The 24,989-nt window shown below is 61.5% G+C and carries 24 protein-coding genes and 3 pseudogenes; 10 read left to right on the forward strand and 17 right to left on the reverse strand.

Annotation, left to right across the window (positions count from 1 at the left end; genetic code table 11):
* Nucleotides 1-2: 2 nt before the first annotated feature.
* The 3 genes from ACP7C6_RS06120 to ACP7C6_RS06130 are packed head-to-tail and all read right to left on the reverse strand — an operon-like array spanning nucleotide 3 to nucleotide 3,472.
* Nucleotides 3-935, reverse strand: coding sequence for an ABC transporter substrate-binding protein (locus ACP7C6_RS06120; RefSeq protein ID WP_308908851.1), 933 nt, complete (start codon nucleotides 933-935; stop codon nucleotides 3-5).
* A gap of 34 nt (nucleotides 936-969) precedes the next feature.
* Nucleotides 970-1,947, reverse strand: coding sequence for an ABC transporter permease subunit (locus tag ACP7C6_RS06125; RefSeq protein ID WP_068933179.1), 978 nt, complete (start codon nucleotides 1,945-1,947; stop codon nucleotides 970-972).
* A complete protein-coding gene (locus ACP7C6_RS06130; protein ID WP_028616133.1) occupies nucleotides 1,940-3,472 on the reverse strand; it encodes a sugar ABC transporter ATP-binding protein in 1,533 nt (510 codons plus the stop codon). The genes ACP7C6_RS06125 and ACP7C6_RS06130 overlap by 8 nt, the downstream gene beginning before the upstream one ends.
* 281 nt (nucleotides 3,473-3,753) lie before the next feature.
* On the opposite strand from ACP7C6_RS06130, the gene ACP7C6_RS06135 reads away from it, so the two are divergent.
* Genes ACP7C6_RS06135 through ACP7C6_RS06145 form a run of 3 tightly spaced genes read left to right on the forward strand, consistent with a single transcriptional unit; the run spans nucleotide 3,754 to nucleotide 6,680 of the window.
* Nucleotides 3,754-5,094: a sensor histidine kinase gene (locus ACP7C6_RS06135; protein ID WP_305385438.1), complete on the forward strand. Its 1,341-nt coding sequence runs from the start codon at nucleotides 3,754-3,756 to the stop codon at nucleotides 5,092-5,094.
* Nucleotides 5,079-5,462, forward strand: a complete 384-nt coding sequence (locus ACP7C6_RS06140; RefSeq protein WP_028616131.1) for a response regulator — start codon at nucleotides 5,079-5,081, stop codon at nucleotides 5,460-5,462. Before ACP7C6_RS06135 ends, ACP7C6_RS06140 begins: the two co-directional genes overlap by 16 nt.
* Nucleotides 5,463-5,471: 9 nt before the next feature.
* Entirely contained in the window at nucleotides 5,472-6,680 is a 1,209-nt protein-coding gene (locus tag ACP7C6_RS06145; RefSeq protein ID WP_122685091.1) for an EAL domain-containing response regulator, read from the forward strand.
* Between the two features lie 272 nt (nucleotides 6,681-6,952).
* On the opposite strand, the gene ACP7C6_RS06150 is transcribed toward ACP7C6_RS06145, so the two are convergent.
* Nucleotides 6,953-7,753 carry an alpha/beta hydrolase gene (locus tag ACP7C6_RS06150; protein ID WP_323985830.1) on the reverse strand — a complete coding sequence of 267 codons (801 nt, stop codon included), beginning with the start codon at nucleotides 7,751-7,753 and terminating at the stop codon, nucleotides 6,953-6,955.
* Between the two features lie 141 nt (nucleotides 7,754-7,894).
* On the opposite strand from ACP7C6_RS06150, the gene ACP7C6_RS06155 reads away from it, so the two are divergent.
* Nucleotides 7,895-8,752, forward strand: coding sequence for an AraC family transcriptional regulator (locus tag ACP7C6_RS06155; protein WP_068933187.1), 858 nt, complete (start codon nucleotides 7,895-7,897; stop codon nucleotides 8,750-8,752).
* Here the strand turns inward: ACP7C6_RS06155 and ACP7C6_RS06160 are convergent.
* Complete coding sequence (locus ACP7C6_RS06160; RefSeq protein WP_426108424.1) at nucleotides 8,714-9,712, reverse strand: succinylglutamate desuccinylase; 999 nt, start codon at nucleotides 9,710-9,712, stop codon at nucleotides 8,714-8,716. The two genes, ACP7C6_RS06155 and ACP7C6_RS06160, sit on opposite strands and share 39 nt — an antisense overlap.
* Nucleotides 9,713-9,802: 90 nt before the next feature.
* Between ACP7C6_RS06160 and ACP7C6_RS06165 the strand changes: the two are divergent.
* Nucleotides 9,803-10,342 (forward strand): annotated as a pseudogene (locus tag ACP7C6_RS06165) (TetR/AcrR family transcriptional regulator); the annotation flags it as partial.
* Here the strand turns inward: ACP7C6_RS06165 and ACP7C6_RS06170 are convergent.
* From ACP7C6_RS06170 to ACP7C6_RS06195, 6 genes are all read right to left on the reverse strand, one after another.
* Complete coding sequence (locus ACP7C6_RS06170; RefSeq protein WP_426108425.1) at nucleotides 10,298-11,296, reverse strand: DMT family transporter; 999 nt, start codon at nucleotides 11,294-11,296, stop codon at nucleotides 10,298-10,300. The pseudogene ACP7C6_RS06165 and the gene ACP7C6_RS06170 overlap by 45 nt on opposite strands.
* The gene (locus tag ACP7C6_RS06175; RefSeq protein WP_028616125.1) at nucleotides 11,293-11,991 is read right to left on the reverse strand and encodes an ABC transporter permease; all 699 of its coding nucleotides are present in this window, start codon (nucleotides 11,989-11,991) and stop codon (nucleotides 11,293-11,295) included. Before ACP7C6_RS06175 ends, ACP7C6_RS06170 begins: the two co-directional genes overlap by 4 nt.
* 6 nt (nucleotides 11,992-11,997) lie before the next feature.
* Nucleotides 11,998-12,702, reverse strand: a complete 705-nt coding sequence (locus ACP7C6_RS06180; protein ID WP_028616124.1) for an ABC transporter permease — start codon at nucleotides 12,700-12,702, stop codon at nucleotides 11,998-12,000.
* The gene (locus ACP7C6_RS06185) at nucleotides 12,702-13,556 is read right to left on the reverse strand and encodes a transporter substrate-binding domain-containing protein (RefSeq protein ID WP_028616123.1); all 855 of its coding nucleotides are present in this window, start codon (nucleotides 13,554-13,556) and stop codon (nucleotides 12,702-12,704) included. Before ACP7C6_RS06185 ends, ACP7C6_RS06180 begins: the two co-directional genes overlap by 1 nt.
* Before the next feature lie 25 nt (nucleotides 13,557-13,581).
* A complete protein-coding gene (locus ACP7C6_RS06190; protein WP_028616122.1) occupies nucleotides 13,582-15,576 on the reverse strand; it encodes an aminotransferase class I/II-fold pyridoxal phosphate-dependent enzyme in 1,995 nt (664 codons plus the stop codon).
* A 137-nt stretch (nucleotides 15,577-15,713) separates the two neighbouring features.
* The gene (locus ACP7C6_RS06195) at nucleotides 15,714-16,697 is read right to left on the reverse strand and encodes an aldo/keto reductase (RefSeq protein ID WP_426108426.1); all 984 of its coding nucleotides are present in this window, start codon (nucleotides 16,695-16,697) and stop codon (nucleotides 15,714-15,716) included.
* 113 nt (nucleotides 16,698-16,810) lie between these two features.
* On the opposite strand from ACP7C6_RS06195, the gene ACP7C6_RS06200 reads away from it, so the two are divergent.
* Nucleotides 16,811-17,737 (forward strand): LysR family transcriptional regulator, encoded by a 927-nt coding sequence (locus ACP7C6_RS06200; protein ID WP_028616120.1) that lies wholly within the window; start codon nucleotides 16,811-16,813, stop codon nucleotides 17,735-17,737.
* 57 nt (nucleotides 17,738-17,794) lie between these two features.
* Nucleotides 17,795-19,147, forward strand: a complete 1,353-nt coding sequence (locus ACP7C6_RS06205; RefSeq protein WP_028616119.1) for a cation:proton antiporter — start codon at nucleotides 17,795-17,797, stop codon at nucleotides 19,145-19,147.
* Here the strand turns inward: ACP7C6_RS06205 and ACP7C6_RS06210 are convergent.
* The 3 genes from ACP7C6_RS06210 to ACP7C6_RS06220 form a co-directional block, all read right to left on the reverse strand.
* A complete protein-coding gene (locus tag ACP7C6_RS06210; RefSeq protein WP_256581760.1) occupies nucleotides 19,138-19,272 on the reverse strand; it encodes a hypothetical protein in 135 nt (44 codons plus the stop codon). The genes ACP7C6_RS06205 and ACP7C6_RS06210 overlap by 10 nt on opposite strands.
* A gap of 11 nt (nucleotides 19,273-19,283) precedes the next feature.
* Nucleotides 19,284-19,445, reverse strand: a complete 162-nt coding sequence (locus ACP7C6_RS06215; RefSeq protein WP_010210501.1) for a hypothetical protein — start codon at nucleotides 19,443-19,445, stop codon at nucleotides 19,284-19,286.
* A 70-nt stretch (nucleotides 19,446-19,515) separates the two neighbouring features.
* Complete coding sequence (locus tag ACP7C6_RS06220; RefSeq protein WP_028616118.1) at nucleotides 19,516-20,061, reverse strand: hypothetical protein; 546 nt, start codon at nucleotides 20,059-20,061, stop codon at nucleotides 19,516-19,518.
* 521 nt (nucleotides 20,062-20,582) lie between these two features.
* Between ACP7C6_RS06220 and ACP7C6_RS06225 the strand changes: the two genes are divergently transcribed.
* The 3 genes from ACP7C6_RS06225 to ACP7C6_RS06235 all read left to right on the forward strand — a co-directional run bounded on the left by ACP7C6_RS06225 (nucleotide 20,583) and on the right by ACP7C6_RS06235 (nucleotide 23,482).
* Nucleotides 20,583-21,992 carry a circularly permuted type 2 ATP-grasp protein gene (locus ACP7C6_RS06225; RefSeq protein ID WP_068933194.1) on the forward strand — a complete coding sequence of 470 codons (1,410 nt, stop codon included), beginning with the start codon at nucleotides 20,583-20,585 and terminating at the stop codon, nucleotides 21,990-21,992.
* Nucleotides 21,993-21,994: 2 nt separating this feature from the next.
* Nucleotides 21,995-22,945 carry an alpha-E domain-containing protein gene (locus ACP7C6_RS06230; protein ID WP_426108427.1) on the forward strand — a complete coding sequence of 317 codons (951 nt, stop codon included), beginning with the start codon at nucleotides 21,995-21,997 and terminating at the stop codon, nucleotides 22,943-22,945.
* 108 nt (nucleotides 22,946-23,053) lie between these two features.
* The gene (locus ACP7C6_RS06235; RefSeq protein ID WP_068933196.1) at nucleotides 23,054-23,482 is read left to right on the forward strand and encodes a nuclear transport factor 2 family protein; all 429 of its coding nucleotides are present in this window, start codon (nucleotides 23,054-23,056) and stop codon (nucleotides 23,480-23,482) included.
* Here the strand turns inward: ACP7C6_RS06235 and msrA are convergent, their stop codons facing one another.
* The 3 genes and pseudogenes from msrA to ACP7C6_RS06250 all read right to left on the reverse strand — a co-directional run.
* Nucleotides 23,483-24,178: a peptide-methionine (S)-S-oxide reductase MsrA gene (gene msrA / locus ACP7C6_RS06240; protein WP_028616115.1), complete on the reverse strand. Its 696-nt coding sequence runs from the start codon at nucleotides 24,176-24,178 to the stop codon at nucleotides 23,483-23,485.
* Between the two features lie 63 nt (nucleotides 24,179-24,241).
* Nucleotides 24,242-24,823: pseudogene (locus tag ACP7C6_RS06245) on the reverse strand (cytochrome c biogenesis CcdA family protein); the annotation flags it as partial.
* Between the two features lie 32 nt (nucleotides 24,824-24,855).
* Nucleotides 24,856-24,957, reverse strand: a pseudogene (locus tag ACP7C6_RS06250) (peptide-methionine (R)-S-oxide reductase); the annotation flags it as partial.
* Between the last annotated feature and the right edge of the window lie 32 nt (nucleotides 24,958-24,989).

Below are 24,989 nucleotides of genomic sequence, written 5' to 3' on the forward strand. Positions count from 1 at the left end.
GATCAATGTTTGCTCGACCAACCGCTGTACGTAGCGACGTTGTCACGGGTGATCAGCTTTGGCGTGAGCAGGGTAACCGCTTCGGCCGGGGCTTTGTCATTGAGAATGTCATTGCCCACGTTCACTGCGGTCTGCGCCATGGCCCAGGGGTCCTGGCTGGACGACGCCTGGATCTGCGTCTCGGTCTTCAAGGCATTCTCGATATCCGGCGCGCCGTCCACCGAGGTGATGATGATGCCGCTGCGCTTGAGCTGCTTGGCCGCCAGGTCGCTGCCGATGGCTTGTGGGTCATTGATCGCGAACAGACCGTCGATTTTCGGGAAGCGCGTGAGGTAACCCTGCATCACGTTCAAGCCGCCTTCGCGGGAGCCTTTGCCGTCCTGGTCGTCGGACAGCACCTTGATATCCGGCGCGGCGGCCAGCGCGGCCTTGCAGCCTTTGACGCGGTCGGTCACGGCGGTGACTTGCGGGCCGTTCTGGATGATCACATTGCCCTTGCCGGAAAGCTTGTCCACCAGGTATTGGCAGGCCAGCTTGCCGGCTTCGACGTTGTCGGTCTGCACGGTCGCGTTCACGCCCTTGGCGTCCACATCCACGGCTACGACGACGATGCCGGCGTCACGGGCTTTCTTGATCGCCGAGGCCATAGCAGAGGGGTCGACGGCGTTGATCAGGATCAGGTCGACCTTGGACGAAATGAAGTTATCGATCTGCGAAAACTGCTTGCTCAGGTCATAGTCGGCCGACACCGAGGTGACCTTGACGCTGGGGTTCAACTCTTTGGCGCGGGCGGTGGCGCCGTCGGCCAGGGTCACGAAATACGGGTTGCCCAGCGAGCCCATGCTGATGCCGAGGGCCTTCAACTCACGGGCTTCGACGGCTTGGGACATCAAGGCAGCCAAGGCAATGACGGGAAAGATACGTTTAAGGTTCATGCGGGTCTCTCTTGTGATTGTTATAGGAGTGAACTCAGGTCCGCGCACCGGACTGGCGATAACGATCCAGCGCCACGGCGCCAATGATCACGATGCCCTTGATGATGTATTGCCAGATATCCGACACCCCCAACAGCACCAGGCCGTTGGTCAGCACCGCGATGATCAGCGCACCAATCAACGTGCCACCGATGGTGCCGACGCCGCCGGTAAAACTGGTGCCGCCAAGGATCACCGCCGCAATCGCGTCCAACTCATAGGATTGCCCCAGTTGCAGGCCATTGGCGGCAAACAACCGCGAAGCGCTCATCACCGCGCCCAATCCGGCCAGCGCACCGGACATGGCGTAGACAAACAGCAGCACCTTCCACACTTTGATCCCCGACAGTCGCGCCGCTTCCGGGTTGCCGCCCACCGAGTAGATCTGCACGCCCATCACTGTTCGGCGCAGGATGAACCACGACAGCGCCACCACGGCCACGGCAATGATCACCAGCCAGGGCACGCCGAGTACCGAGTCATTGCCGATAAAGGCAAACGGCAGGTCCGGGTTGAATACGGTTTTGTCATCCGCCAATAGCCGCGCCAGACCACGCATGGCCGTCAGCGCGCCGAGGGTGACAATAAACGGCGGCAGGCGCATGAAAGCGATCAACCCACCATTAACCAAGCCCAGCAGCAAGCCAAAGCCAATACCGGCAGCAATCCCGAACATGCCGAACTGCGGTGACATCGACGCCTGCAGCGCCACCACCGCCGAAGCGGCCAGGATCGCGCCTACCGACAAGTCGATGCCGGCGGTGAGGATCACAAAGGTCATGCCCGCGGCCAGCACCACGTTCACCGACGCCTGCTGGGTGATGATCGACAGGTTCTGCACCGTCAGGAAGTTCTCACTGGCCAGGGCGAAGCCCACCAGCAGCAGGATCAGCACGGGCAACATACCGACCGTGCGCATCAACTCGCGCGCGCGTTCCGCTTTACCTGTTGTTGCGATATTCAACTCAGCCATGGGCAACCACCTGATCGCCACCGGTGGCGAGGTCAATAATGCGTTCTTGGGAAATAGCCTGGCCGGAGGCGCCGCCGACTTCAGCGACGAGCTGGCCTTCGCGCATGATCAGCACGCGGTCGCAAGTGCCGATGATTTCCGGCAGCTCGCTGGAGATCACCACAATGCCGACACCGGCCTGGGCCAATTGATTGATGATGCGGTAGATCTCGGACTTGGAGCCGATGTCGACGCCGCGTGTGGGTTCGTCGAGGATCAGCACGTGAGGCTTCACCTCCAGCAGTCGCGCCAACAGCACTTTCTGCTGATTGCCGCCGGACAGCGCGCCGACATTGACCTTGCCCGAGGCCACGCGAATCGACAGCGATTTGATCGCGTCATTCGAACGCTGCAAGGCATGCCCGCGATCCAGCACGCCACCGGCATGCGCATCCGGCACACAGGCGCAGACGTTGATGTTGTCCGCCACGCTCATGTCGAGGAACAGGCCCTGGGCCTTGCGGTCTTCGGTGAGGTAGACCACGCCTGCGCGGATCGCATCCGCCGGGGTGCGTAGTTGGGTGACAGTCTTGCCGACCACTTCCAAGGTGCCCGAGGTCCGGGGGTCGGCCGCAAAGATCAGCCGCGCCAGCTCGGTGCGCCCCGCCCCGACCAGCCCGGCAATGCCCAGCACCTCGCCGGCATGCAGGTCAAAGCTGCACTGGCGCACGCGCTTGCCGTCGGCCATGTCACGCACACGCATCACCACGTTGCCGGGGTTATACGCGGCGTGTTCCTTTTTGTAGAAACCCGACAGGTCGCGGCCCACCATCATTTTTACCAGCACTTCGGCCGACAGCGCGTCGCGGGTCAGCTCGCCGATGTATTGGCCGTCACGCAACACCGAAACGCGATCCGATAACTCGTAGATCTCGGCCATGCGGTGGCTGATATAGATGATTGCCAGGCCCTGGCCGCGCAGTTGCTTGATCAGCGCGAACAACCGGTCGGTTTCGCGGGAGGACAACGGCGTGGTGGGCTCGTCCATCACCAGGATCTTGGCGTGGGCGTGCAGGGCGCGGGCGATCTCCACCAACTGGCGCTCGGCAATCGACAGGCTGCTGACCCGTGTCGCCGGGGTGAATTCGGCGCCGAGGCGTTGCAGCACCTCGATGCACCCCGCTTCCATGCCCTTGCGGTCGATGGTCCAGCCACGCCGCAGTTCGCGGCCCAGGTAGATGTTCTCGGCCACGCTCAGGTTGGGGCACAGGCTCAGTTCTTGATAGATGACAGCGATGCCGAGGGCTTTTGCGGTGGCGGGGTCGAAGGTCGGAACGCGTTGACCGGCAATGCGGATTTCACCGCCGGGGTCGGCTTGATAGGCGCCGGAGAGGATTTTCATCAGTGTGGACTTGCCGGCGCCGTTCTCCCCCATCAAGGCGTGGATTTCGCCGGGGTAGACCTTCAGGCCGACATTCTTGAGCACGCGCAAACCGTTGAAGGTTTTGCTGATGCCCTGCATTTCAAGCAAGGGTTCAAGGCTCATGAATGAGCTCCTGGTTTTATTATTTTTGTCTTCAGTGAGCCGACTCTAATGTAGAAACATTTCTTTACGCAAGCGCTTGCTTGAGTGTTTTTGTGCTTGAAGAAACGTTTCATCAAGCCAGTTTGTTGAATAGGCACACAAAGCATCGATTTTACCGTTTGTCTGCTATTGTCCAAGGACCTCATCTCCTCCTCATCGCCCTCCAGCGATCTTCTGCGAGCATGCTCTGCGCCATTGTCGGTTGACGATGGCGGGCCTGAACGTCACGGAAAGCCCAAGCGATGGACAAACCGTTACCCGAACAGCCGCAATCGCGCGCCGAAAAGATCGTCGAGTTCAAACGGCAGAAAACCCTGCTCAAGACCGGCGCGCTGCAAGACGCCATCTTCAACAGCGCCTACTTCTCCAGCATCGCCACCGATGAAAAAGGCGTGATCCAGATCTTCAACGTCGGCGCCGAACGCATGCTTGGCTATGCCGCCGCCGACGTGGTCAACCGCATCACCCCAGCCGACATCTCCGACCCCGTCGAGTTGATCACCCGCGCCGCTGCCCTCAGCCTGGAACTGGACACGCCCATTACGCCGGGTTTCGAAGCCCTGGTGTTCAAGGCTTCCCGCGGCATCGAAGACATCTACGAGCTGACCTACATCCGCCAGGACGGCAGTCGCCTGTCGGCCATGGTTTCGGTGACCGCCCTGCGCAACCGGCATGACACCATCATTGGCTACTTGCTGATCGGCACCGACAACACCGCGCGCAAGCAGGAAGAAGCCGAGCGCAAAGGCTTCGAGCGTGCGCTGGAAGAAAAGAACCTGGAGCTGGAACACGCCAGCCACATGAAGTCCGAGTTCCTCGCCACCATGTCCCACGAACTGCGCACGCCGTTGAATGCGGTGATCGGTTTTTCCGAGGCGCTCAAGGACGGCTTGGTCGGTGAAATGAGCGCGACCCAGCGCGAATACATCGGCGACATTTTCACCAGCGGCCAACACTTGCTCTCGTTGATCAACGACATTCTCGACCTGTCCAAAGTCGAGGCCGGGATGATGGAACTGGAGTTGGAAAGCGTTGAGTTGGCGGGCCTTTTGGCCAACAGCCTGCTGATCGTGCGGGAAAAGGCCGCACTGCAACGTATCCAATTGAAGCTGGAATGCCCCGACAACCTCGGCCACCTGAAACTGGACCTGCGCAAGACCAAGCAGATCGTCTACAACCTGCTGGCCAATGCGGTGAAATTCAGCGAACACGGCAGCTCGGTGACGCTGACGGTGCGCCAGGTCAGCCGCGAGCAGGTCGGTCAGATTCCTGGCGACTGGCCGGTGTACCGCTTTGCCTTGCCCGAAAGCCAGTACCCACAATTCCTTGAGTTGAGCGTCAGCGATACCGGTATCGGCATTGCCGAGGACGACATGGGCAAGCTGTTCAAGGCGTTCAGCCAGATCGACAGCAGCCTGGCACGCAAATTCGAAGGCACGGGACTGGGGCTGGCGATGGTCAAGCAACTGGCCGAGCTACACGGTGGCAGTGTCGCGGTGGCCAGCCGTGAAGGCTGTGGCGCTCGGTTTGTCGCATGGTTGCCGCTGCATCGTGAGCCGGAGGCGTCGTGGCCGAGATCCTGATCGTTGAAGACAATGAGGCCAATATGCGCCTGGCGCGTCTGCTGCTGGTGAACGCCGGCCACACATCGCTGTGGGCACCTGACGCCGAGACTGGCCTGACCCTGGCCCGCGAACAGCAACCGGCCTTGATCCTGATGGACATTCAACTGCCGGGCATGGACGGTCTGGCGGCCACGGCATTGATTAAACAAGACCCGCTGACCGCGCATATCCCAGTGATCGCCCTGACAGCCATGGCGATGAAGGAAGACCGCGAGAAGACTCGGCTGGCCGGTTGCGACGCCTATATCATCAAGCCGCTGCGTTACAAAGAGTTATACCAAGTGATCGACACCTTGCTGCAAAAGCCCAACAGTCCCCTCACATGAGTCCGCTCCATGGCCAGCCAACCCGCAACGTTGTTGATCGTCGATGATGAGCCCCAGGTGCGCAAGCTCCTGGAGACCTTGCTGCAACACGAGGGCTACCAGACGGTCTGCGCGAGCAGCGGTGAAGAGGCGCTGCAGGTGGTGGCGCAACAGGCGCCCGACCTTATCTTGCTGGACATCATGATGCCGGGGATGGATGGGTATGAGGTGGCCAGCCAACTGAAAAGTGACGACGCCACGGCGGGTATTCCGATCATCATGCTATCGGCACTCAGTGATGCTGGCGCGCGCGTCAGCGGCCTGGAAAGCGGTGCCGAAGAGTTCCTCAGCAAACCGATCGAGCGTATCGAACTGTCCTTGCGCGTGCGCAACCTGCTGCGGCTCACCGCTCATGGCGAGCGGGCGGATAATATACGCCAAGCCCTGCAACCCGACGTCGACCGTCGGGACCTGGAAAACGCCCTGCGCCAGGCCGTGCAGCGCAATGAATTCATCGTGCATTACCAGCCCAAAGTCGAGCTTGCGACGGGCCAGCTTTGCGCGCTTGAGGCCCTGCTACGTTGGGACCGACCGGGGCATGGCGCCGTGTCCCCAGCGGTGTTCGTACCCGTGTTGGAGAGCCTCGGCCTGATCGTAGCGGTGGGACGCTGGGTGATCGAAGCCGTTTGCCAACAGATTGGCGCCTGGCAACGCACTGCCATTGGCGCTGTGGAGGTATCGGTCAACGTTTCCGGCCATCAACTCATAGAGGGCGACCTGATTGCCGATATCGCGCACATCCTGGCGCAAACCGGCGTCGAGCCGCACTGGCTGGAAGTGGAACTGACCGAAGGCTCGTTGATGGAGAACACCCAGCACACCATCGCCAGCCTGCAACGCTTGCACACCATGGGCGTGAAAATCTCCATCGACGACTTTGGCACCGGCTATTCAAGCCTGGCGTACCTGCGGCGTTTTCCCATCGATACACTGAAGATCGACATCGCGTTTATCCGCGAAGTCACCAGCAACCCCCAGGACGCCGCGATTACCCGCACCATCATTGAACTCGCCCACAGCCTCAACCTGCGGGTGGTCGCCGAAGGTGTGGAAACCCAGGCGCAATTGGCGTTCCTGAAGGACGCCGGCTGCGATCAGATCCAAGGCTACCTGTTCAGCCGGCCGTTGCCGGTGGCAACCTTGGAGCGGCTGCTGCTGGAGCGTTCAGAGACTCCGTGAAAGCTCCTCGCGCAGGCACTCGATCAATCCTCGGTGGGTCGCTGAGTGACCCCGCCAACGGTTGGCAGTGAAACCCTTTGTGGTGAGTAGGTTTACTCATGGTGAGTGGGCTTCCCGTGGTGAGCGGGCTTGCCCCGCGCTGGGCTGCGTAGCAGCCCCCATAAAGACACCGCGTTTCTCCAGGTATAAACGGGTATCCGGTTTTGGGGCGGCTTCGCAGCCCAGCGCGGGGCAAGCCCGCTCACCACAGAGACCGCACTGAGCCTCGCCGGTTACTGCGCGTTGGCCTTGGCCGCGTCGTTGATGATCGCCACCACCCGCGCCGGGTTCGACACCATCACCACGTGGGAAGCCCCCTTGACGTCCACGGTTTCCTTGGAGCCCGCACGGTCAGCCATGAATTTAAGCGCGGCCTCGGGAATATTTTTGTCCGCTGAGCCGTATATGAAGTAGGACGGCACAGTTTTCCAGGCCGGGTCACCCGACGGTTCCTTCAGCGCGGCTTCGGTGATCGGGCGTTGCCCGGCTGCCATCAACTGAGCTTCCTTGGGCGCCACGTCGGCGGCGAACTGGCTGTTGAACTTGTCTTGCTGGATGTACAGGTCGGTCACCCCGTCTTTGGAGACCACGGGTTTATCCAGGGTCGGGCCGAGGGTGCCGCCAGGGTAACGGCCGGACAGCTCAAACGCGGTCTCGCCTTTTTCCGGGGCAAACGCGGCAACGTAGACCAGCGCCTTGACCTTGCTGCTGCCGTGCACGGCGTTGGAGATCACCGAGCCGCCGTAGGAATGGCCGACCAGGATAACCGGGCCTTGGGTGTGTTCGACGATGTCGGCCACGTAGTCTGAGTCGGTCTTGACGCTGCGCAGCGGGTTGGCCACAGCGACCACCGGGTAGCCTTCGGCCTTGAGCCCGGCGATCACGCCGTTCCAGCTGGAGGCGTCGGCAAACGCGCCATGCACCAGTACCACGGTGGCTTTCTGTGGGGCAGCGAAGCTGGTGGTGGCGACACCGAAGGCAAGTGCGCCGGTGATCAGGGCGGCGGCGACGCGGGAGAACTTGAAGGTTTTCATGAACGTTTGCTCCGTGGGGTTGGGCGCTCAAGGCGTTGAACGTGAGGCCATGATGCCGAAACGTGTTTTACAAATGGAGGCTAATAGTCGACGATATGGCGCAGATCGTCTAAAAGATCGCTTATTGAAATCAGGTGAGCCATGGATCGTTTGTCCACACTGCTGGTGCACTTCGGCATCGGTGCCGAAACCTTTCACAGCGGGCCGTTGCACGGTGCCCTCGACACCCGCGATTTGCAGCAGCGCGGCCGGGTCTATCTGCTCAAGGACGGCCAGGCCAGCCTGGAAATGCCCGACGGCACCCTGCGTATCCCCGAGCCCAGCCTGGTGCTGGTGCCGCGCCCCCTGCCCCATCGGCTGGTGGCGGCCAAAGCCGATTGCGCCCAGGTGGTGGCGGCTTCGCTGCGCTTTGATGGGGGGATCGATAACCCGTTGTCCGTGGCGCTGACCGATACCATTGTGATGCCACTCAAGCAGATTCCGATGATCGCCGGCACGCTGGAGTGGCTGTTCGATGAAGCCTTCGCCGAACACTGCGGACGCGAGGCGGTGATGAACCGGCTGTTCGAGTTGATGGTGATTCAGTTCCTGCGCCACATGATGGCCTATCACAGCATGACTACCGGCATGATGTCGGGCCTGGCGGACCTGCGCCTGGCGCGGGCCATGACCCTGCTGCACAACAATCCCGAACGCCCATGGACTGTGCAGGAAATGGCGGTGGAGTCGAACATGTCCCGGGCCAGTTTCGCTGCGCACTTCCATAAGGTGGTGGGGCAAACGCCGGCCGACTATGTGCTGAGCTGGCGCGTGAGCCTGGCGCAGAAACGTCTGCGTGAAGGTCGCCCCATTGCCCTGATCGCCGATGAAGTCGGTTACGAAAGCCCTTCGGCGCTGGCCCGTGCGTTCCGGCGCAAGATCGGCACCAGCCCGCGGGAGTGGCTGCAGTTGCAGGCGCCGCTACGGGTCCAGCACGCCGCCGCTGTAGCTGTCGGATAACCGTGTGCCGGTGAACTTGGCGACCACCGAGCCCTGCGCCACCAGGCGTTCACGGTGGGCGGTGACCATGCGCCCGGCCTGAGCGGCGTGCAGGGTCACTTCGGAGGCCGGGTCACCGGGTCGGCCGATAATCCGCGCGAAACGCTGGCCTTCTTCCAGGTCGTCGCCCAAGCCCTTTTCGAACACCAGCACACCCGCGCAGGGTGCAAGGACGGTCTCCATACAGCCCATGTCGACCACCTCGCCTTGCCATTCGGCAATGTTGGCCACCTCGTCGATCACGCCATTGATGCACAACCACGCCCACAGCCCATCGGCGTCCTGTTGCGCCAGGGCATCACTGACGTCCGCCTGCCCGCGCAATTCAATAGTTGCCGCCAGTTGCGGCGAAGCGTGGTTGATGACGGTTTCTTCAAAGGAGCCATCGCCACCTTCATCCCAGACAATCACCAGGTCCACCTGCAACGCCGCCGCCAGTGCCAGGCCTTGCTCGGGCCAGAAGCTGCGGTGGATGTAGAGATAGGGCAACCCCTCGTCGTCGGTGTGCAGGTCCAGTATCAGGTCGGCATCGGCGGCCAGTTGCACCAAGCGTTTCTGCCATTGCGCCAGGTTGCTCGCCGGGCGCTCCATGGCCAGCGAACAATCGAAGGCTCGGTTGAAGTTCTGTCCGGTGGCTTCGTGGAACCGACCGAGCAAGCGCCCCTGGCGGAACTGGCCGATACCAAAGGGATTGGCTTGGGGCACTACCGTGACCGTGCCCTTGAGTCGGCCCTGCGCGGCGCACGCCTGCAAGCGCGGCAGCAGTTGATGCAGCACCAGCATCCCGGCGATTTCGTCGGCGTGTACACCGGCCTGTAGATGTACCTTCGGCCCGCTGCCGTCGCCTTCGAAACGCCAGGCCCCGATATGCAACACATTGCCGGAATCGCCGGTGACCTGCCACGAAAGGTCTTTTGCCATGCCTTGCCCTCCTCTGATCAATTAATCGGTAGAGATTGAACACATGTTCAACTAACCTGAGCACTGTGCTGTTTCACCCAAGGCCTGCCCATGACCCCCGAGCTTCCCAAACTGCGCCGTGCCGACCCCGACGAACGCCGGGACCTGCTGATTGCTGCCACCCTCACCTGTCTGGCCCGCGATGGGCATGCGGGGATTTCCGTGCGCCGTATCGCCTCCGAGGCCGGAGTGTCGGTGGGGTTGCTCAACCACCATTTCGGCAGCATCGATGCACTGATCGCCGAGACTTACCATAAGCTGGCCAACGAGCTGACCAGTGCCCTCTGGGCGCAAGTGGAACAGGCAGAAGGCCCTGCCGCGCGCCTGGATGCATTCCTCAGCGCCTCATTCTCGCCCCGGGTCATGGACCCCGATCTGCTCGGCGTGTGGGTAGTGTTCTGGAGCCTGATCCGCCATTCGCCCCATGTGAACCAGTCCCACGAAAACAGCTACCACGCCTACCTGGCGTTGATCCAACAACTGCTGGACGATCTGGCCCGCAGTGAAAACCTGGTGATCCACGACAGCCACCTGGCCGCCATCGGTTTATCGGCGATGCTCGACGGACTTTGGCTCGAGGGCTGCCTCAACCCCGGCACCTTCAGCCCCGACAACGGGCTGCACATCTGCCGCTGCTGGGTACAAGGGTTGCGTCACGGTGCATTCGGCGCCGACCACGTCCTGTGACACGGGATGCCGCGCGCTGAGCATGGCCAGGGTGCCGCTGATGGCAATCAACACCGCGCCGATGATCAGCGAGCCATCCATCAACGTGCCCCACACCAGGCTCGACAGGAGGAACGCCCAGATCAGCCCGGTGTACTCGAATGGCGCGAGTAACGTCGCCGTGGCGCGACGGAAACTGGCAAACAGCAGGAATTGACCGATGCCCCCGACCAAACCTGCCGCCAGCATGCCCAGCCAGGCTGGCGTGGGTGCCGGTGTGTGAGTCCAGGGCAAGGTCACGCCCATGCACATCACAAACACGACGTTGGTGATCAGCATTTGCTCCAGCACCGAGCTGCTCGGGTCGACCTGACGCAACTGGATATAGGTAAACGCCCAGCACAGCGCCGCGCCCAAGGTCAGGGCGATGGGCCACGGGTCGAGCATATGCGTGGGACGGCACGCAATGACCACCCCGGCAAACCCGATGATCAACGCGATCCACTGTCCCCGGCTGGCGCGCTCCTTGAGGATCAGCGCGGCCAACAGCGTGACCATGATCGGCGCAGAGAAGTACAGCGTGGTCATTTCTGCCAGACTCAGGTCCTTGGCCGCCGTGTAATACAACAACCACGCGAGCAACGACAACAGTCCACGAATGATCAGCAGGCGCCGGCTGACTGACGTCCAGGCACTGCGCATCAGGCCCATGCGCCCGGCGATCAAGCATGCGACAACCACCACCAGGCTGCGCCAGAACAGAATGGTGAACACCGAGTAATCGGCCACCAGCCACTTGACCACCGCGTCCTGCAGCGCCAGGAACAAATAGGCCAGCGAACACAGGGCAATCCCTTGCAACGAGCGGTCCTGTTTCATCCGGCCGACCTGCGCAGCGGCGTGCCGCGCCGTTCGGCGATGGCGTAGACACCTTCGATGAGAAAGGTCAGGCACAGGTAGACCGCCGCCACCAGCAGCAGCGGCTGGTAGATCTGCAAGGTCTGCGCGCGGACCACGTTGGCCGCGCCCAACAGGTCGACCACGGCAATGGTCGAGGCCAGCGCGGTGGATTTAAGCAACATCACCGTCTCCCCCGCCAAGGTCGGCAACAATAGGCGCATCGCCCGTGGCAAACGCACGCGCAACAAGGCCTGGCGTGGCGTCATGCCGAATGCCGAGGCGGCTTCCATTTCGCCCTTGGGCACCGCCAGCAGGCCACCGCGAATCACTTCGCCGACGTAGGCACCCACCGACAACACCAGGGCAAACACGATGTACCAGTAGCCGTCACGCAAGTACGGCCACAGAAAGCTGCCGCGAATCATTGGAAACTGCGCAAACAGGCTGCCCAGCCCGTAGTAGAAAATGTAGATCTGGATCAGCAGCGGCGTGCCGCGCAACACGCTGGTGTAGGCCAGCGCGCCACGGGCCAGCCATTTGCGCCGCGACAAGCGCGCCAGCGCCACCAGCACCGCCAAGGCAAAACCCAACACCGCCGAAATCACCAGCAGCGACAAGGTGGTCTGCAAGCCTTTGGCGATAAGGCCGGCGTAGTAACTTATCCATTCAGGCATGGTCGCTCACTCGACAACCGGCATCCAGCGACGGATACGTCGCTCCAGGCGCCCGGACAGGTAGTTGGAAGCCAGCGTCACCAGGTAATACAAGGCGGCGGCCGTGAGGTAGAACAGCAAATACTGACGGGTCGAGCCCGCCGCCTGCTTGGCGGTGTACAACAACTCGTTGGTGCCGACCACGCTGATCAAGGCGCTGTCCTTGATCAGGTTGATCCACAGGTTGGACATACCGGCCAGGGCGAATGGCGCCATGATCGGCAAGGTCACCCGGCGGAACAGGCCAAACCCGCTCAAGCCAAATGCCCGTGCCGCTTCGATCTGGCCGTGGGGAATTGCCAGGATTGCCGCGCGAAAAATCTCCGAAGCGTAAGCGCCCTGCACCAGGCCCAACACCAGGATCGCCACCAGCGGGCCGCTGATGTTCATCTGCTCGAAGCCCATCCACAACATCAGCGCATTGAGGCCCATGGAACCGGCGTAATACAGCAGCAGGATCAGCAGCAGCTCCGGCACCGCACGAAACACCGTGGTGTAGCCGCGCATCAGCAGCGCAATCGGGCGTGGCGCACTGAGCTTGGCGCAGGCCACCACCAGGCCGATCAACAAACCCACCGCAAACGAACCGGCGGAGATTTGCAGGGTCATCCATAACCCTTTGAGCAACGCATTGCCCCACCCTTGTTCACCGAAGCTTAAGAGGTCGAGCATTATTCGGTCTTCTGGGCGACGTGTTGATACGGGCTGTCACAGGTCTTGCTGACAAACGCCGGGGTGTCACCGCGCTTGCACGGGCTGACCGACAGGCCGAAATAGTGCTGCGACAGGTCGTCGTAGTCCTTGCTCACCAGCAATTCACCAATGGCTTTATCCAGCCGGGCCTTGAGCGCAGTGTCTTCCTTGCGCAGGCCGGCGCCGACGCCACGGCCGATGATCGGGTCGTAAGGCACGCTGGCGATATGCGCCAGGCCGCTGGCTTCCGGGGTCTTGACCATCATCGCGATGGCGGTGTCGTCGGCCATCATGTAGTCGATACGCCCGGCGATCAGGTCGGCGTTGGCCGATTCCTGGGTGTCGTAGTACTTCAGGTCAGCGATGTTTTCGTAGTACTTCTTCAAGTAGTTGGCGCTGACCGTGGAGATCTGCACGCCGATCAACTTGCCCTTGAGGCCCGCCGGGGAAATCTCGACTTCGCTGCCTTTCGGCCCGGCGACGCCTAACAGGGAATCGTAATAGGCACGGCTGAAGGCGATCTGTTTTTCGCGCTCATCGGTCACCGACATCGACGAGAAAATCACGTCGATCTTCTTCGCCAGCAAAGAAGGAATGATGCCGTCCCACGCCACTTCCTTGATCTGGCACTCGGCTTTCATGCCTTCGCAGAGTTTGTGGATCAAGTCCACTTCAAAGCCGGACCATTGGCCGTTGCCACCTTTAACGGTGAATGGCGGATAGGGTTCTGCGGCCACCGCAAACACGATGGGCTTTTCCGCCGCCCAGGTGAAACCCGCGGTCAACACCAACACTGCACTGCTCAACCACGTTGCCATACGCTTGGATTTCATGATTTTGCCCCGTCTTTTTATGGAGTTAGCGAGTTTGATGCGCGTTGACGAACTGTCGGCAACGTTCACTGCGTGGGTCGATAAACACCGCATCCGGCGAGCCGGTTTCTTCGATCATGCCTTGGTGCAGAAACGCCACTTTCGACGACACATCCCGGGCGAACGCCATTTCATGGGTGACCAGGATCATGGTGCGGCCTTCCTCGGCCAGGGAGCGGATCACCCGCAGCACTTCACCCACCAGTTCCGGATCAAGGGCCGAGGTGGGCTCGTCGAACAACATGACTTTGGGACGCATGGCCAGCGCTCGGGCAATCGCCACCCGCTGTTGCTGGCCGCCGGACAGGAACGCCGGGTATTCGTCGCGCTTGGCGGCCAGGCCGACGCGGTCGAGCAAGGCTTCGGCGCGTTCGATGGCTTCGGTGCGGCTTTCGCGCAGGACCTGGGTGGGGGCTTCAATAAGGTTTTCCAGGACCGTGCGATGTGGCCACAGGTTGAAGTTCTGGAACACCATGCCCAGGGTCGAACGGATGCGTACCAGCTGTTTGGCGTCCGCCACCAGAGGCGCGCCGGGCCGGCCGTAGTTGAGCTTGATGCTTTCGCCGTCCACATGAATGCTGCCCTGGTCCGGCACTTCGAGCATGTTGATGCAGCGCAGCAAGGTGCTTTTTCCCGAGCCGCTGGCGCCGATCAGCGAGATCACATCGCCCTCGTGGGCCGTGAGGGAAATGCCCTTGAGCACTTCGATATTGCCGAAGCGCTTGTGCAGGTCGATGACCTCGATCATCTTTTTGGCTGCGGCCGGCTGCACCACTTCGATCCTGGGCGCCGCCGCGGTACGCGGTTCACCGGCCAGCTTGGCGACAAACCGCACGATGCGTTGGCAGGCTTCACGCAGGCGCTCTTCTCCCAGGGTGAACGACAAGCGCACGAAACCCTGGGCCGGCTCGCCAAACGCGGCGGCGTCGAGTACCGAAACCCCGGCTTCACGGAACAGGCGCCAGGCAAAGTCGAGGGAGCCCAGGCCGGTGCCGCGCACATCCACCAGCACAAACATCCCGGCTTGCGGTGCCTGCACCTGGATGCCAGGGCACCCACTCAGCCCCGACACCACCAGGTCGCGCCGGCGCCGATAAATTTCGCGCATGCCCTGGGTCACCTCGTCATGGGCCAGCACGGCAGCGGTGGCGGCTTCCATCACGAAGCCCGGCAACCCGTAGAGCATGCTAAGCACCAGGGTTTCCGCATGCGCGACCATTTGCGGCGTGGCGATGAGCCAGCCGATGCGCCAGCCGGTCATGGCATGGGACTTGGACAGACTGCCAATCACCACGCATCGCTCGGCCATGCCCGGCAGCGCTGCGAGGCTGTGGTATTCGCCGTCGAACACCAGGCTTTCATAGACCTCATCGACCACCACCCACAGGTCGTGGGCAATCGCCAGGTCGGCAATGGCTTGCAGCTCATGCGGGTTGAGTACCACGCCGGTGGGGTTGTTCGGGTTGGAGAAGAAAATCGCCCGCGTACGCGGTGTGATGGCTGCGCCGAGCAACTGGGCGTCGAGGCGAAAGCCGGATTCCGGCGAACAGGGCACACGGACCAGTGTCGCACCGCTGGCCTTGAGTGTGGCTTCGTAGGTGACGTACATCGGGTCGAGCACCAGCACTTCATCGCCGGCCTGAAGCAGACACAGGGAGGTCACGAACAAGGCGTTCTGGGCACCGGCCACGGTGATGACGTTTTCGGCAGTCAGTGGACGGCCCAGCGTCTGGCTGTAGCGTGCAGCTATTGCATCGCGCAATGCCGGGCGACCGGGGATTTCGGTGTAGTGGGTGTCACCGTCGCGCAAGGCACTCACCGCGGCGTCGGTAATGAAGGATGGCGTGGCGAAATCCGGATCGCCAACGCTGAGGATGATGATGTCTTCGCCCTGGCTGGCCGCCTGGAACGCGGCGTGGTGGATGTCCCAGGCAGCTACGCCCTGCCCTGCAATTCGTTCGACGAAGGGGGAAAACCGCATGCCAGAGCCTCTTGTTCAAGAAGAAACAGCGCGAACCCGTCGGGTGGAAACGGGTGGATGCGGTCAACATAGTTCAAACTGAACAGTCGTTCAATGGGTAAGTTTGCGGCCGTGTCGTTTATGGTTCAAAGAGGTCGTTAACGCTTGGGCGGGGCCATAAATTCCGGGCCGATCGGATCTTTTATCGTGCTGGCCAGGATACGGTCGATATGCGTCAGGTCTTCGGGCGTGAGGTGCCAGCCGAAGGCTTCTTCGTAGCCCTTCAACTGCTCCGGCCGCCGTGCGCCCCACAGGGCGATGGTCGGGCCTTGGTCGAGCACCCAGCGCAGGGCCAGGGCCAGTACCGATTTGCCGTGGCATTCGCGGGCATACATATCCAGCGCGGCCACGGCGGCCAGGTATTGCTCGAAACGCGGCGCCTTGAACTTGGGGTCGAGCGTGCGCACATCATCGCCGGTAAAGCCCGTCGCCGAGTGCATGCTGCCGCTGAGCAACCCCCGGCACAGCGGACCGTAAGCCAAAACCACCAGGGAATGCTGCTTGGCGTAAGGCAGTATGTCGCTGTCGATGGCCCGTTCGAACAGGTTATAGGGCGGCTGCACCGTGGCGAGTGCGGTGTACTGGCTGAAATCGTCCATCTGCGCGGAGGAATAGTTACTCACGCCGACCGCGAGGATCTTGCCTTCGCGGCGCAGGCGTTCCAGCTCATCGGCGGTTTCTTCCTGGGCCACCAGCGGGTCGGGCCAGTGGATCTGGTAAAGGTCGATGTAGTCAGTTTGCAGGCGTACCAGGGAGTCTTCGACTTCCTTGCGGATGCGCTGGGCCGTGGCGTTGCGCCGGGAAGTGCCGGTGTCCCATTGCAGCCCGGCCTTGGTCGCGATCACCGCGCTGTGGCGCACGCCACGCAGGGCTTTGCCGATCAGCTCTTCGGACAGGCCAAAGCCGTACACCGGCGCGGTGTCGATCAGGTTGATACCGATTGCCAGGGCATGGCGCAGGGTGCGGATGGCTTGTTCATTGTCCGCCCCACCCCACAGGTGCCCGCCCATGGACCAGGTGCCGAGGGCAATCCGCGAGACCGCTTGGTCGATGCCGGCAATTCTGATGGTCTCAACGTGCATAAAAAAATCCCATGGCGCGCAATAATGCTTAGAAAAACAATTACTCTAAGTCATCCACGGTTGAATCGGGCTCAACGCCGCATGCAGCCGAATTCCTGCGCAAGAGACTTGAAATGGCTGCTTTCAACCGTTCCGAATTGGCTGATCTCAACGTGTTCATGGCGATCATCCGCCGCCGCAGCTTCCGCCACGCCGCCCATGAACTGGGCGTGACCACCTCGGCGTTGAGCCACACCATGCGCAACCTGGAAACCCGCCTGGGCGTGAAGCTGCTCTACCGCACCAGCCGCGCGGTGGAACCCACCGATGCCGGCACGCTACTGGCGGAAAAACTCATTCAGGGGTTTGCCACCATCAAGGACGGCCTCGACACCCTGGAGCTGTACCGCGAGGCACCGATCGGCCGGCTGCGCCTGAATGTGCCACGGGACGCGGCGGTCTTGCTGTTGGCGCCGATTCTTGGGGATTTTTGCGCTGCCTACCCGCAACTGCGCCTGGACCTGATCGTGCAGGACCAGATGATCGATATCATCGCTGAAGGTTACGACGCGGGTATCCGCTACGGTGCCACCGTGCCCCAAGACATGGTCGCCGTGCCGCTGACCGGCGAACTGCGCTGGATCATGGTCGCCTCCCCCGCCTATCTTGCTCGAAGCGGAACGCCGCAGGAGCCCAAAGACCTGCTGCAACACAGTTGCATCCGCATGTACCTGGGGGACAAGACCACCTACAAATGGGAATTGGGCAACGGCGCACGGCAACAACGCATCGACGTGCCCGGCCACTTCAGCGCGGCCGACACTGAAACAATCGTCAATGCCGCGTTGCAAGGGGTGGGGATTGCCTACTGCCTGTCCAACCGCGTGGAGCAGGAACTCAAGGAGGGGCGCCTGCTGGAAGTCATGCCGGACTGGGCCTGCATGGGCGAGCCGTTGTGCATGTATTACCCCAGCCGGCGCCAGTCACAGCCGGGGTTGCGGCAATTGATGGACATGATTCGCCTGAAGACCATCGGTTCGCAATTGATCCAATCACATTGAACCGGTGACGCGCCGCAGTCCTCCAAGCTGAACAGACCACGGCCCGGTACACGTTCGATGACTTTTATTTTGTGGATGGCCGTACTGGGCGCCGTGTTGCTCACGCTCGCCCTCACCTCTTCCTTTCTGCGCTGGATGCCGGTCACGACCTCGGCGGTGTGCCTACTGCTGGGCGTGGGAATTGGCCCCCTTGGCGTAGACCTGCTGCACCTGGACATCCAGCACTCCGCACGCTGGATGGAGCACCTCACGGAAGTCGCCGTGCTGTTTTCGCTGTTTGTCAGCGGCTTGAAACTGCGCTTGCCGCTCAAGCACCGTACCTGGCGCATCGCGTTTGGCATGGCCGGGCCGGTGATGCTGCTGACCATCCTGGGGATCAGCCTCGCGCTGCATTACCTGTTTACGCTGTCGTGGGGCGTGTCGCTGCTGGTGGGCGCGATACTGGCGCCAACGGATCCGGTGCTGGCAGGCCTGGTGCAGGTCAATAACGCTCAGGATTACGACCCGCTGCGCTTCGGATTGTCCGGCGAAGCGGGCTTGAACGATGGCACCGCCTTTCCCTTTGTGATTTTTGCCCTGCTGTTCATGCAACACGGCGGGTTTGACGGCGATTGGCTAGGCGGTTGGGTATTGAAGAACTTGTTGTGGGCGGTGCCGGCCGGGTTGTTGATCGGCTACTGGATGGGCCGGGGCATCGGCCGCGCGACGTTGTGGCTGCGCATCACCAACAGTGACAGCACGCTCTCGCCCAATGACTACCTGACCCTCGCTCTGATTGCGCTGGCCTACGTGGTCGCCGAGGCAGTGGGCGGTTATGGCTTTCTGTCCGTGTTTGCGGCCGGGCTTGGTTTGCGCCAGGCGGAATTCCGCTCCACCGGAAACTCAAAAACGCCGTCGGAGCATCTGGCGTTGCCGGTGGTGGGCCATTTGGAAATCGAGCCAGACCGCGCGTTGCAAGGGGATGTGAGCGAACTGAAGGACACCCAGATCGCCGCCGGCGTCATGATGGGCGACATGCTGTCATTCGGCAGCCTGGTGGAACGCTCGATGGAGGTGTTCCTGGTGACGGTACTGGGGATCGTGCTGATAAGCCACTGGGATTGGCGCGCATTGCCGATGGCGGCGCTGTTGTTTTGCGTGATTCGGCCGATCAGTGTGCTGGCGATGCCGTGGGGACGCCTGATTGATCGTCAGCAGCGCAGCCTGATGGGATGGTTCGGCATTCGCGGGATCGGCAGCATTTACTACCTGTTTTACGCGCTCAATCACGGACTGATTGGCACCAGCAGCGCCGTGGCGGTGAACCTGACCTTGTCGGTGATCGCCCTGAGCATCGTCGTTCATGGCCTGAGTACCCAGCCTATGCTGGTGTGGTATGAACGACGTGCCCGGGTGAATACTCAGTCTTGACGCTCGGTGTTACCCACATCCGCCGCTTCATCCAGATCGTTGAGCGGCACTTCTGCATCGTCCATCAATGACCCGGGGTCTTCATTACCGGGGTCGTTGAGTTCTTCATCAAGTTCTTTGGACATGACCGTCTCCTCTAACCGCCTTGGGTGTCGATATCGGCATCGGTTTCAGGCTTGGGCTCAGGCTTGGGCTTGAAGTCTGGACTGTAGTCGTTTTCCTTGGCCTTGGGATCTTTTGCTGGCACCGGGTCTTTGGGCGCATCGGCACCGGTGGCGGGTTGTTTGTCTGTGCTCATGGCTTACCTCTCGGAAAATGTCGCCTGGGTAGAGTTAAGGTCATGCCCAGGGTGATGAAGTTCCATCGGCTTAGGACCCGGGGTTGTCGACCTGGATGTAAAACGCGTACGCAGCGAGCAGCACCCAGAACACCATGAATAACCAGGGCGCGCGCATGGAAAACAGCAACGACTTGCGATAACCCTTGTGCGACGACTCCATTTCGGAAAACAGCGGCGACTCGTCGTACGCCATGCCCATCACCGGCTCGCTGCGCAATAGCTCGCTTTGCTTGAAGTGCCAGTGATCGATGATGTCATACGCCGCACGGATCCCAGGCCATGCGTTGAGGGAGCTGAGGATGCCCAACACAGCGAGGAAAATCGGCACCACCACGGTGAACAACTTGCCCCACTCGGGGTTGAGGTTGCCCATGCCCGACACAAAGGCGATCACCAGGAACGACTGCGCGGTGAGGTAGGCGTCGGTACGGTTGGCAAGGATGGTGGTTTCGTACTGGATTTCGCGCCGGTAAAAGTCGAGGCGGTCTTTGGGCGAGCCGAAGATCTTGGCGTTGTGCTCGCTGTGATCGGGCAGGCTCGATTCCGGGGTTTGCGGTGAGATGATTCTGGGCACGGCGGTGCTCCATGCGGGTTCGTGTCCCGTTAGAAGAATCGGGGGCGGGTGAAGTTCAAGTTGGTTCATGCACCAAGTCGGAGCATGGAGTGCACTGTGTTGAGCGGGGTTCAGTGCTGGACTGGCTTTTGGGGGTGATCTGGCTTTTGTGGTGGCCTGGCTTTTGTGGTGAGCGGGCTTCTGTGGTGAGCGGGCTTCTGTGGTGAGCGGGCTTGCCCCGCGCTGGGCTGCGCAGCGGCCCCAAAATAAGCGGGAGCGCTGCGCACTCCAGCGCGGGGCAAGCCCGCTCACTACAAAAGCCTCTCAGCTCGACAGCTTGAATAGGGTTTCCGGCACAAGCATTGCTTTATCCATTCATCTGCCCGGATACAGGAGCATTGGTTACCCCCCGACCCAGAGCCGACCCCATAAGAAAGTAAGGACCAGGTCCATTGGCACCCACCGCCACGGGCTCATAAAAAATGCGTTTTTTGAAACGGCAGTGCCACCCCTGTTCCCCTCGGCACTGACAAGGTACTGGAATGGCTCGATCTTTCTTTGATGAAATGAATGACGCAAACGGCGTATGCCGTGCGCATTACCAGGATTTTTCCCGCTGGCTGGCCAACACGCCGCCGGAACTGCTGGCCCAACGTCGCCGTGAAGCCGATTTACTGTTCCATCGCGCCGGGATCACCTTCACCTTGTATGGCGACGAGCAAGACACCGAGCGCCTGATCCCCTTCGACATCATCCCGCGCAGCATCCCCGCCAGCGAATGGAGCGTAATCGAACGCGGCTGTATCCAGCGCGTCAACGCGCTGAACATGTTCCTCGCCGACATCTACCACGACCAGCGCATCATCAAGGCCGGGATCATTCCAGCGGACCAGGTGCTGGGCAACGAGGGTTACCAGAAAGCCATGGTCGGCCTGGACCTGCACCGCGACATCTATTCGCACATTTCCGGCGTGGACCTGGTGCGCGACGGTGACGGCACCTACTACGTGCTTGAAGACAACCTGCGCACCCCCAGCGGCGTGAGCTATATGCTCGAAGACCGCAAGATGATGATGCGCCTCTTCCCCGAGGTGTTCGCCAAGCAACGTATCGCGCCGGTGGACCACTACCCCAACCTGCTGCTCAAGACCCTGAAAAGCTCAAGCCGCCTGGACAACCCTAACGTGGTGGTGCTGACGCCAGGCCGCTTCAACAGCGCGTTCTTTGAACATGCGTTTCTGGCCCGTGAAATGGGCGTTGAGTTGGTAGAGGGCGCGGACCTGTTCGTGCAGGACCTCAAGGTGTTCATGCGCACCACCGACGGCCCCAAGCCGGTAGATGTGATCTACCGGCGTATCGACGACGCCTTCCTCGACCCCAAGGCCTTCAACCCTGAGTCGATGCTCGGCGTTCCCGGCCTGGTCGCCGCCTATTGCGCCGGCAATGTGGTGCTGGCCAACGCCATTGGCACCGGCGTGGCCGACGACAAATCGATCTACCCCTATGTGCCGGAAATGATCCGTTTCTACCTGGATGAAGAACCGGTGTTACAGAACGTACCGACTTTCCAGTGCCGCAAGCCGGATGAACTGTCCCACGTGCTGGCCAACCTGGCGGAACTGGTGGTCAAGGAAACCCAGGGCTCCGGCGGCTACGGCATGCTGGTCGGCCCGGCCTCCAGCGCAGCCGAGATCGAGGATTTCCGCCAACGCATCAAGGCCAGGCCCCACGCCTACATCGCCCAGCCGACCCTGAGCCTGTCCACCTGCCCCACCTTTGTCGAAAACGGCATCGCCCCACGGCATATCGACCTGCGGCCCTTTGTGCTCTCGGGCAAGGAAACCCGCCTGGTCCCCGGCGGCCTCACCCGCGTGGCGCTGAAGGAAGGCTCGTTGATCGTCAACTCGTCGCAAGGCGGCGGAACCAAGGACACCTGGGTGGTGGAGGGCTGAGTATGTTGAGTAGAACCGCCGCAGATCTGTACTGGATGTCCCGTTACCTGGAACGCGCCGAGAACCTGGCGCGCATGCTCGAAGTCAGTTATTCCCTGTCGTTGATGCCCCAGGCCGGGCGCAGTGACGGGTTGGATGAACTGGCGATGTCGTTGCTCAGCAGCGGCACCCTGGACAGCTACCTGGAACGTCATAAACAGCTGGACGCCGAGCGCATGCTGCACTTTTTCGCCCTCGACGAAGAGAACCCCGCGAGCATCTACAACTGCCTGCGTGCCGCTCGCGGCAATGCCCATGCGGTACGCGGGCGCATCACCGCCGATATGTGGGAAAACCTCAACGCCACGTGGCTCGAAATGCGCAGCATCGCCGCCGGCGGCCTGGCGCGGCATGGCATCAGCCACTTCTGTGATTGGGTCAAGCAGCGCTCGCACCTGTTCCGGGGAGCGACGTCGGGGACGATCATGCGCAATGACGCCTATCGGTTTATCCGCCTGGGTACCTTTGTCGAGCGCGCCGACAACACCTTGCGCTTGCTGGATGCGCGCTACGAAATGTTTGGCGAGGAGTCGGAAGAAGTCAGCGACTTGTCGGCACGCGGTTATTACCAGTGGAGCGCCCTGCTCCGCGCTTTGTCCTCATTCGAGGCGTATACCGAGTTGTACCCAAACGCGCTGAATGCCCGCTCCGTGTCCGAGTTGCTGCTGTTGCGCAGTGATGTGCCGCGTTCGTTGCATGCCTGCATCGAAGAACTGAGCCATATCCTGGCAGACCTTCCCGGCAGCTATGGGCGCACGGCACAGCGCCTGGCGGCGGAGTTCGAGGCGCGGCTGAGGTACACCGGGATCGATGAGATTCTTGAGGAGGGATTGCACGCCCGTCTAACGGACTTTATCGACACCGTGCGCGAGCTGGCGCGGGCGATTCACAGCTCGTACCTGGAGGTGGTCTAAGTGCGTTTAGGTCACTTATCTGTAAGTTAGGGTGATTGACCCTATTTGGATACCGCTCTTATGTTGGGCAGGTGAAATGCCTTCCCACCATAAGAACAGGTACAGAACATGTCCGAACTCACGCTCAACCCTGCGGCTGCACACACCCTGCAACGCTGGCACGCGATGTTAGCCAATCGTGACCTCAAGGCCCTGCCCGAACTGTTGGCGCCCGACGCCGTCTTCCGCTCGCCTATGGCTCATACGCCCTACCCTGGCGCGCCGGTGGTGTCGATGATCCTCAATACGGTGATCAACGTCTTCGAAGACTTCACCTATCACCGTGAACTCGCCACCGGCGATGGCCTGAGTGTGGTGCTGGAATTCAGCGCGCGCGTGGGCGACAAGCAGCTCAAGGGCATCGACCTGATCCGCTTCAACGAACACGGGCAGATCATCGAGTTTGAAGTGATGATCCGCCCGTTGAGCGGGCTGCAAGCCCTGGGTGAGGAAATGGGCCGACGCCTGGCGCCTTACCTGGCCAAAGCCAAAGGCTGATTACTGGTTTTTCACCAGCACCGGCTCGGCGCTGTATTGCGCCGGAAACAGCTTTTTCAGTTGCGCCACTTTCGGCAGGTCGTTGATCACGATGTAGGGGTAAGACGGGTTTTCGGTGAGAAAGTCCTGATGGTAGGACTCCGCCGGGTAGAACACCTTGCCCATCTCGATTTTAGTGACGATGGGTTTGCCGAAAGCGTTGGCCTCATCCAGTTGTGCGATGTAGGCCTGGGCGACGTTTTGCTGCTCGGCGTTCTGCGCGAAGATTGCAGATCGGTATTGGGTGCCGGTGTCCGGCCCCTGGCGGTTGAGTTCGGTGGGGTCGTGGGCGACCGAGAAGTAGATCTGCAGCAGTTTGCCGTAGCTGACTTTACTCGGGTCGTAGGTGACGGACACGGACTCGGCGTGGCCGGTATCGCCTTCACTGACGGCTTCATATTGCGCGGTACTCGCCGCCCCACCGTCGTAGCCGGAGACGGCATTTTTCACCCCTTGCACGTGCTGGAATACTCCCTGCACGCCCCAGAAGCAGCCGCCGGCGAACACGGCGGTTTGCAGGTTGCCTGAGGTTGCAGGCAGGTCAAGGGCCGGTGGCGCGATGACAACGGCATCGTCGGAGGCGCCGAAGGAGAAGGCTGAGCTTTGGCCGACGAAGGCGGCGAAGGCCAGTGCGGGCAGGTATTTGAATACATTCATGGCAGGCACTCCGGGTTAACCAAAGATGAAGGCATACGCCGACACGTTGGGGTCGAGGAATTCGATGGTGAGGATTGCGCCCCCGGCCAGCATCAACGCGCCCAGGCCCCGGCGCAGCCATTCACCTGCGCCGAGGGAGGTGGCAGCCCCGGCGGCGTAAGCCAGCAAGAGCAAGGTAGTGCCGATGCTGGCGCCCTGCAACGCGGCGCCGGTAAGCACTAGCCCCAGGATCGGCCCGGCGCACGGTGCCCACAGCAACCCGGTGGCGACGCCGATCAGCAACGATGCGCCCGGACCCGGCCTGGCATCGGCCCCGGCGGCTTGCGACAAACGACTGCCGGCGGCCACCAACGGACGCGTCAGGCGTTCCGACAGCTGCGGCAACAATAGCGTTAAGCCGAACAGCGCAACGCACAGCAACGCGAGCCAGCGACCGTATTGATTGACTTGCACCACCCAGCCGCCGCCCACCGCTGCGAGCGGTGCCACCAGGGCGAATGTCACCGCCATCCCCGCTAACAGCGGCAAGCCACTGCGCAAAAACGGCTGCCCGGTGCGAGCGAAGACAAAAGGCAGAACAGGCAGGATGCACGGGCTGACGATTGTCAGCACGCCGCCCAGGTACGCGAGAACCAGCAGCCACATGGCAGGGAACCTTATAGGAGAAAGACATCGGCTTAAGTCGCCGTGAACGTCATGGCGGCGCCGTTCATGCAGTAGCGCAGGCCGGTGGGTGGCGGGCCGTCATCGAACACGTGCCCTAGGTGACCGCCACCGCGACTGGTGTACAGGAGTAATTGTCGGCGTGAGT

The organism is Pseudomonas sp. TWR1-1-4 (assembly GCF_049897165.1).
Lineage (GTDB): Bacteria > Pseudomonadota > Gammaproteobacteria > Pseudomonadales > Pseudomonadaceae > Aquipseudomonas > Aquipseudomonas canadensis.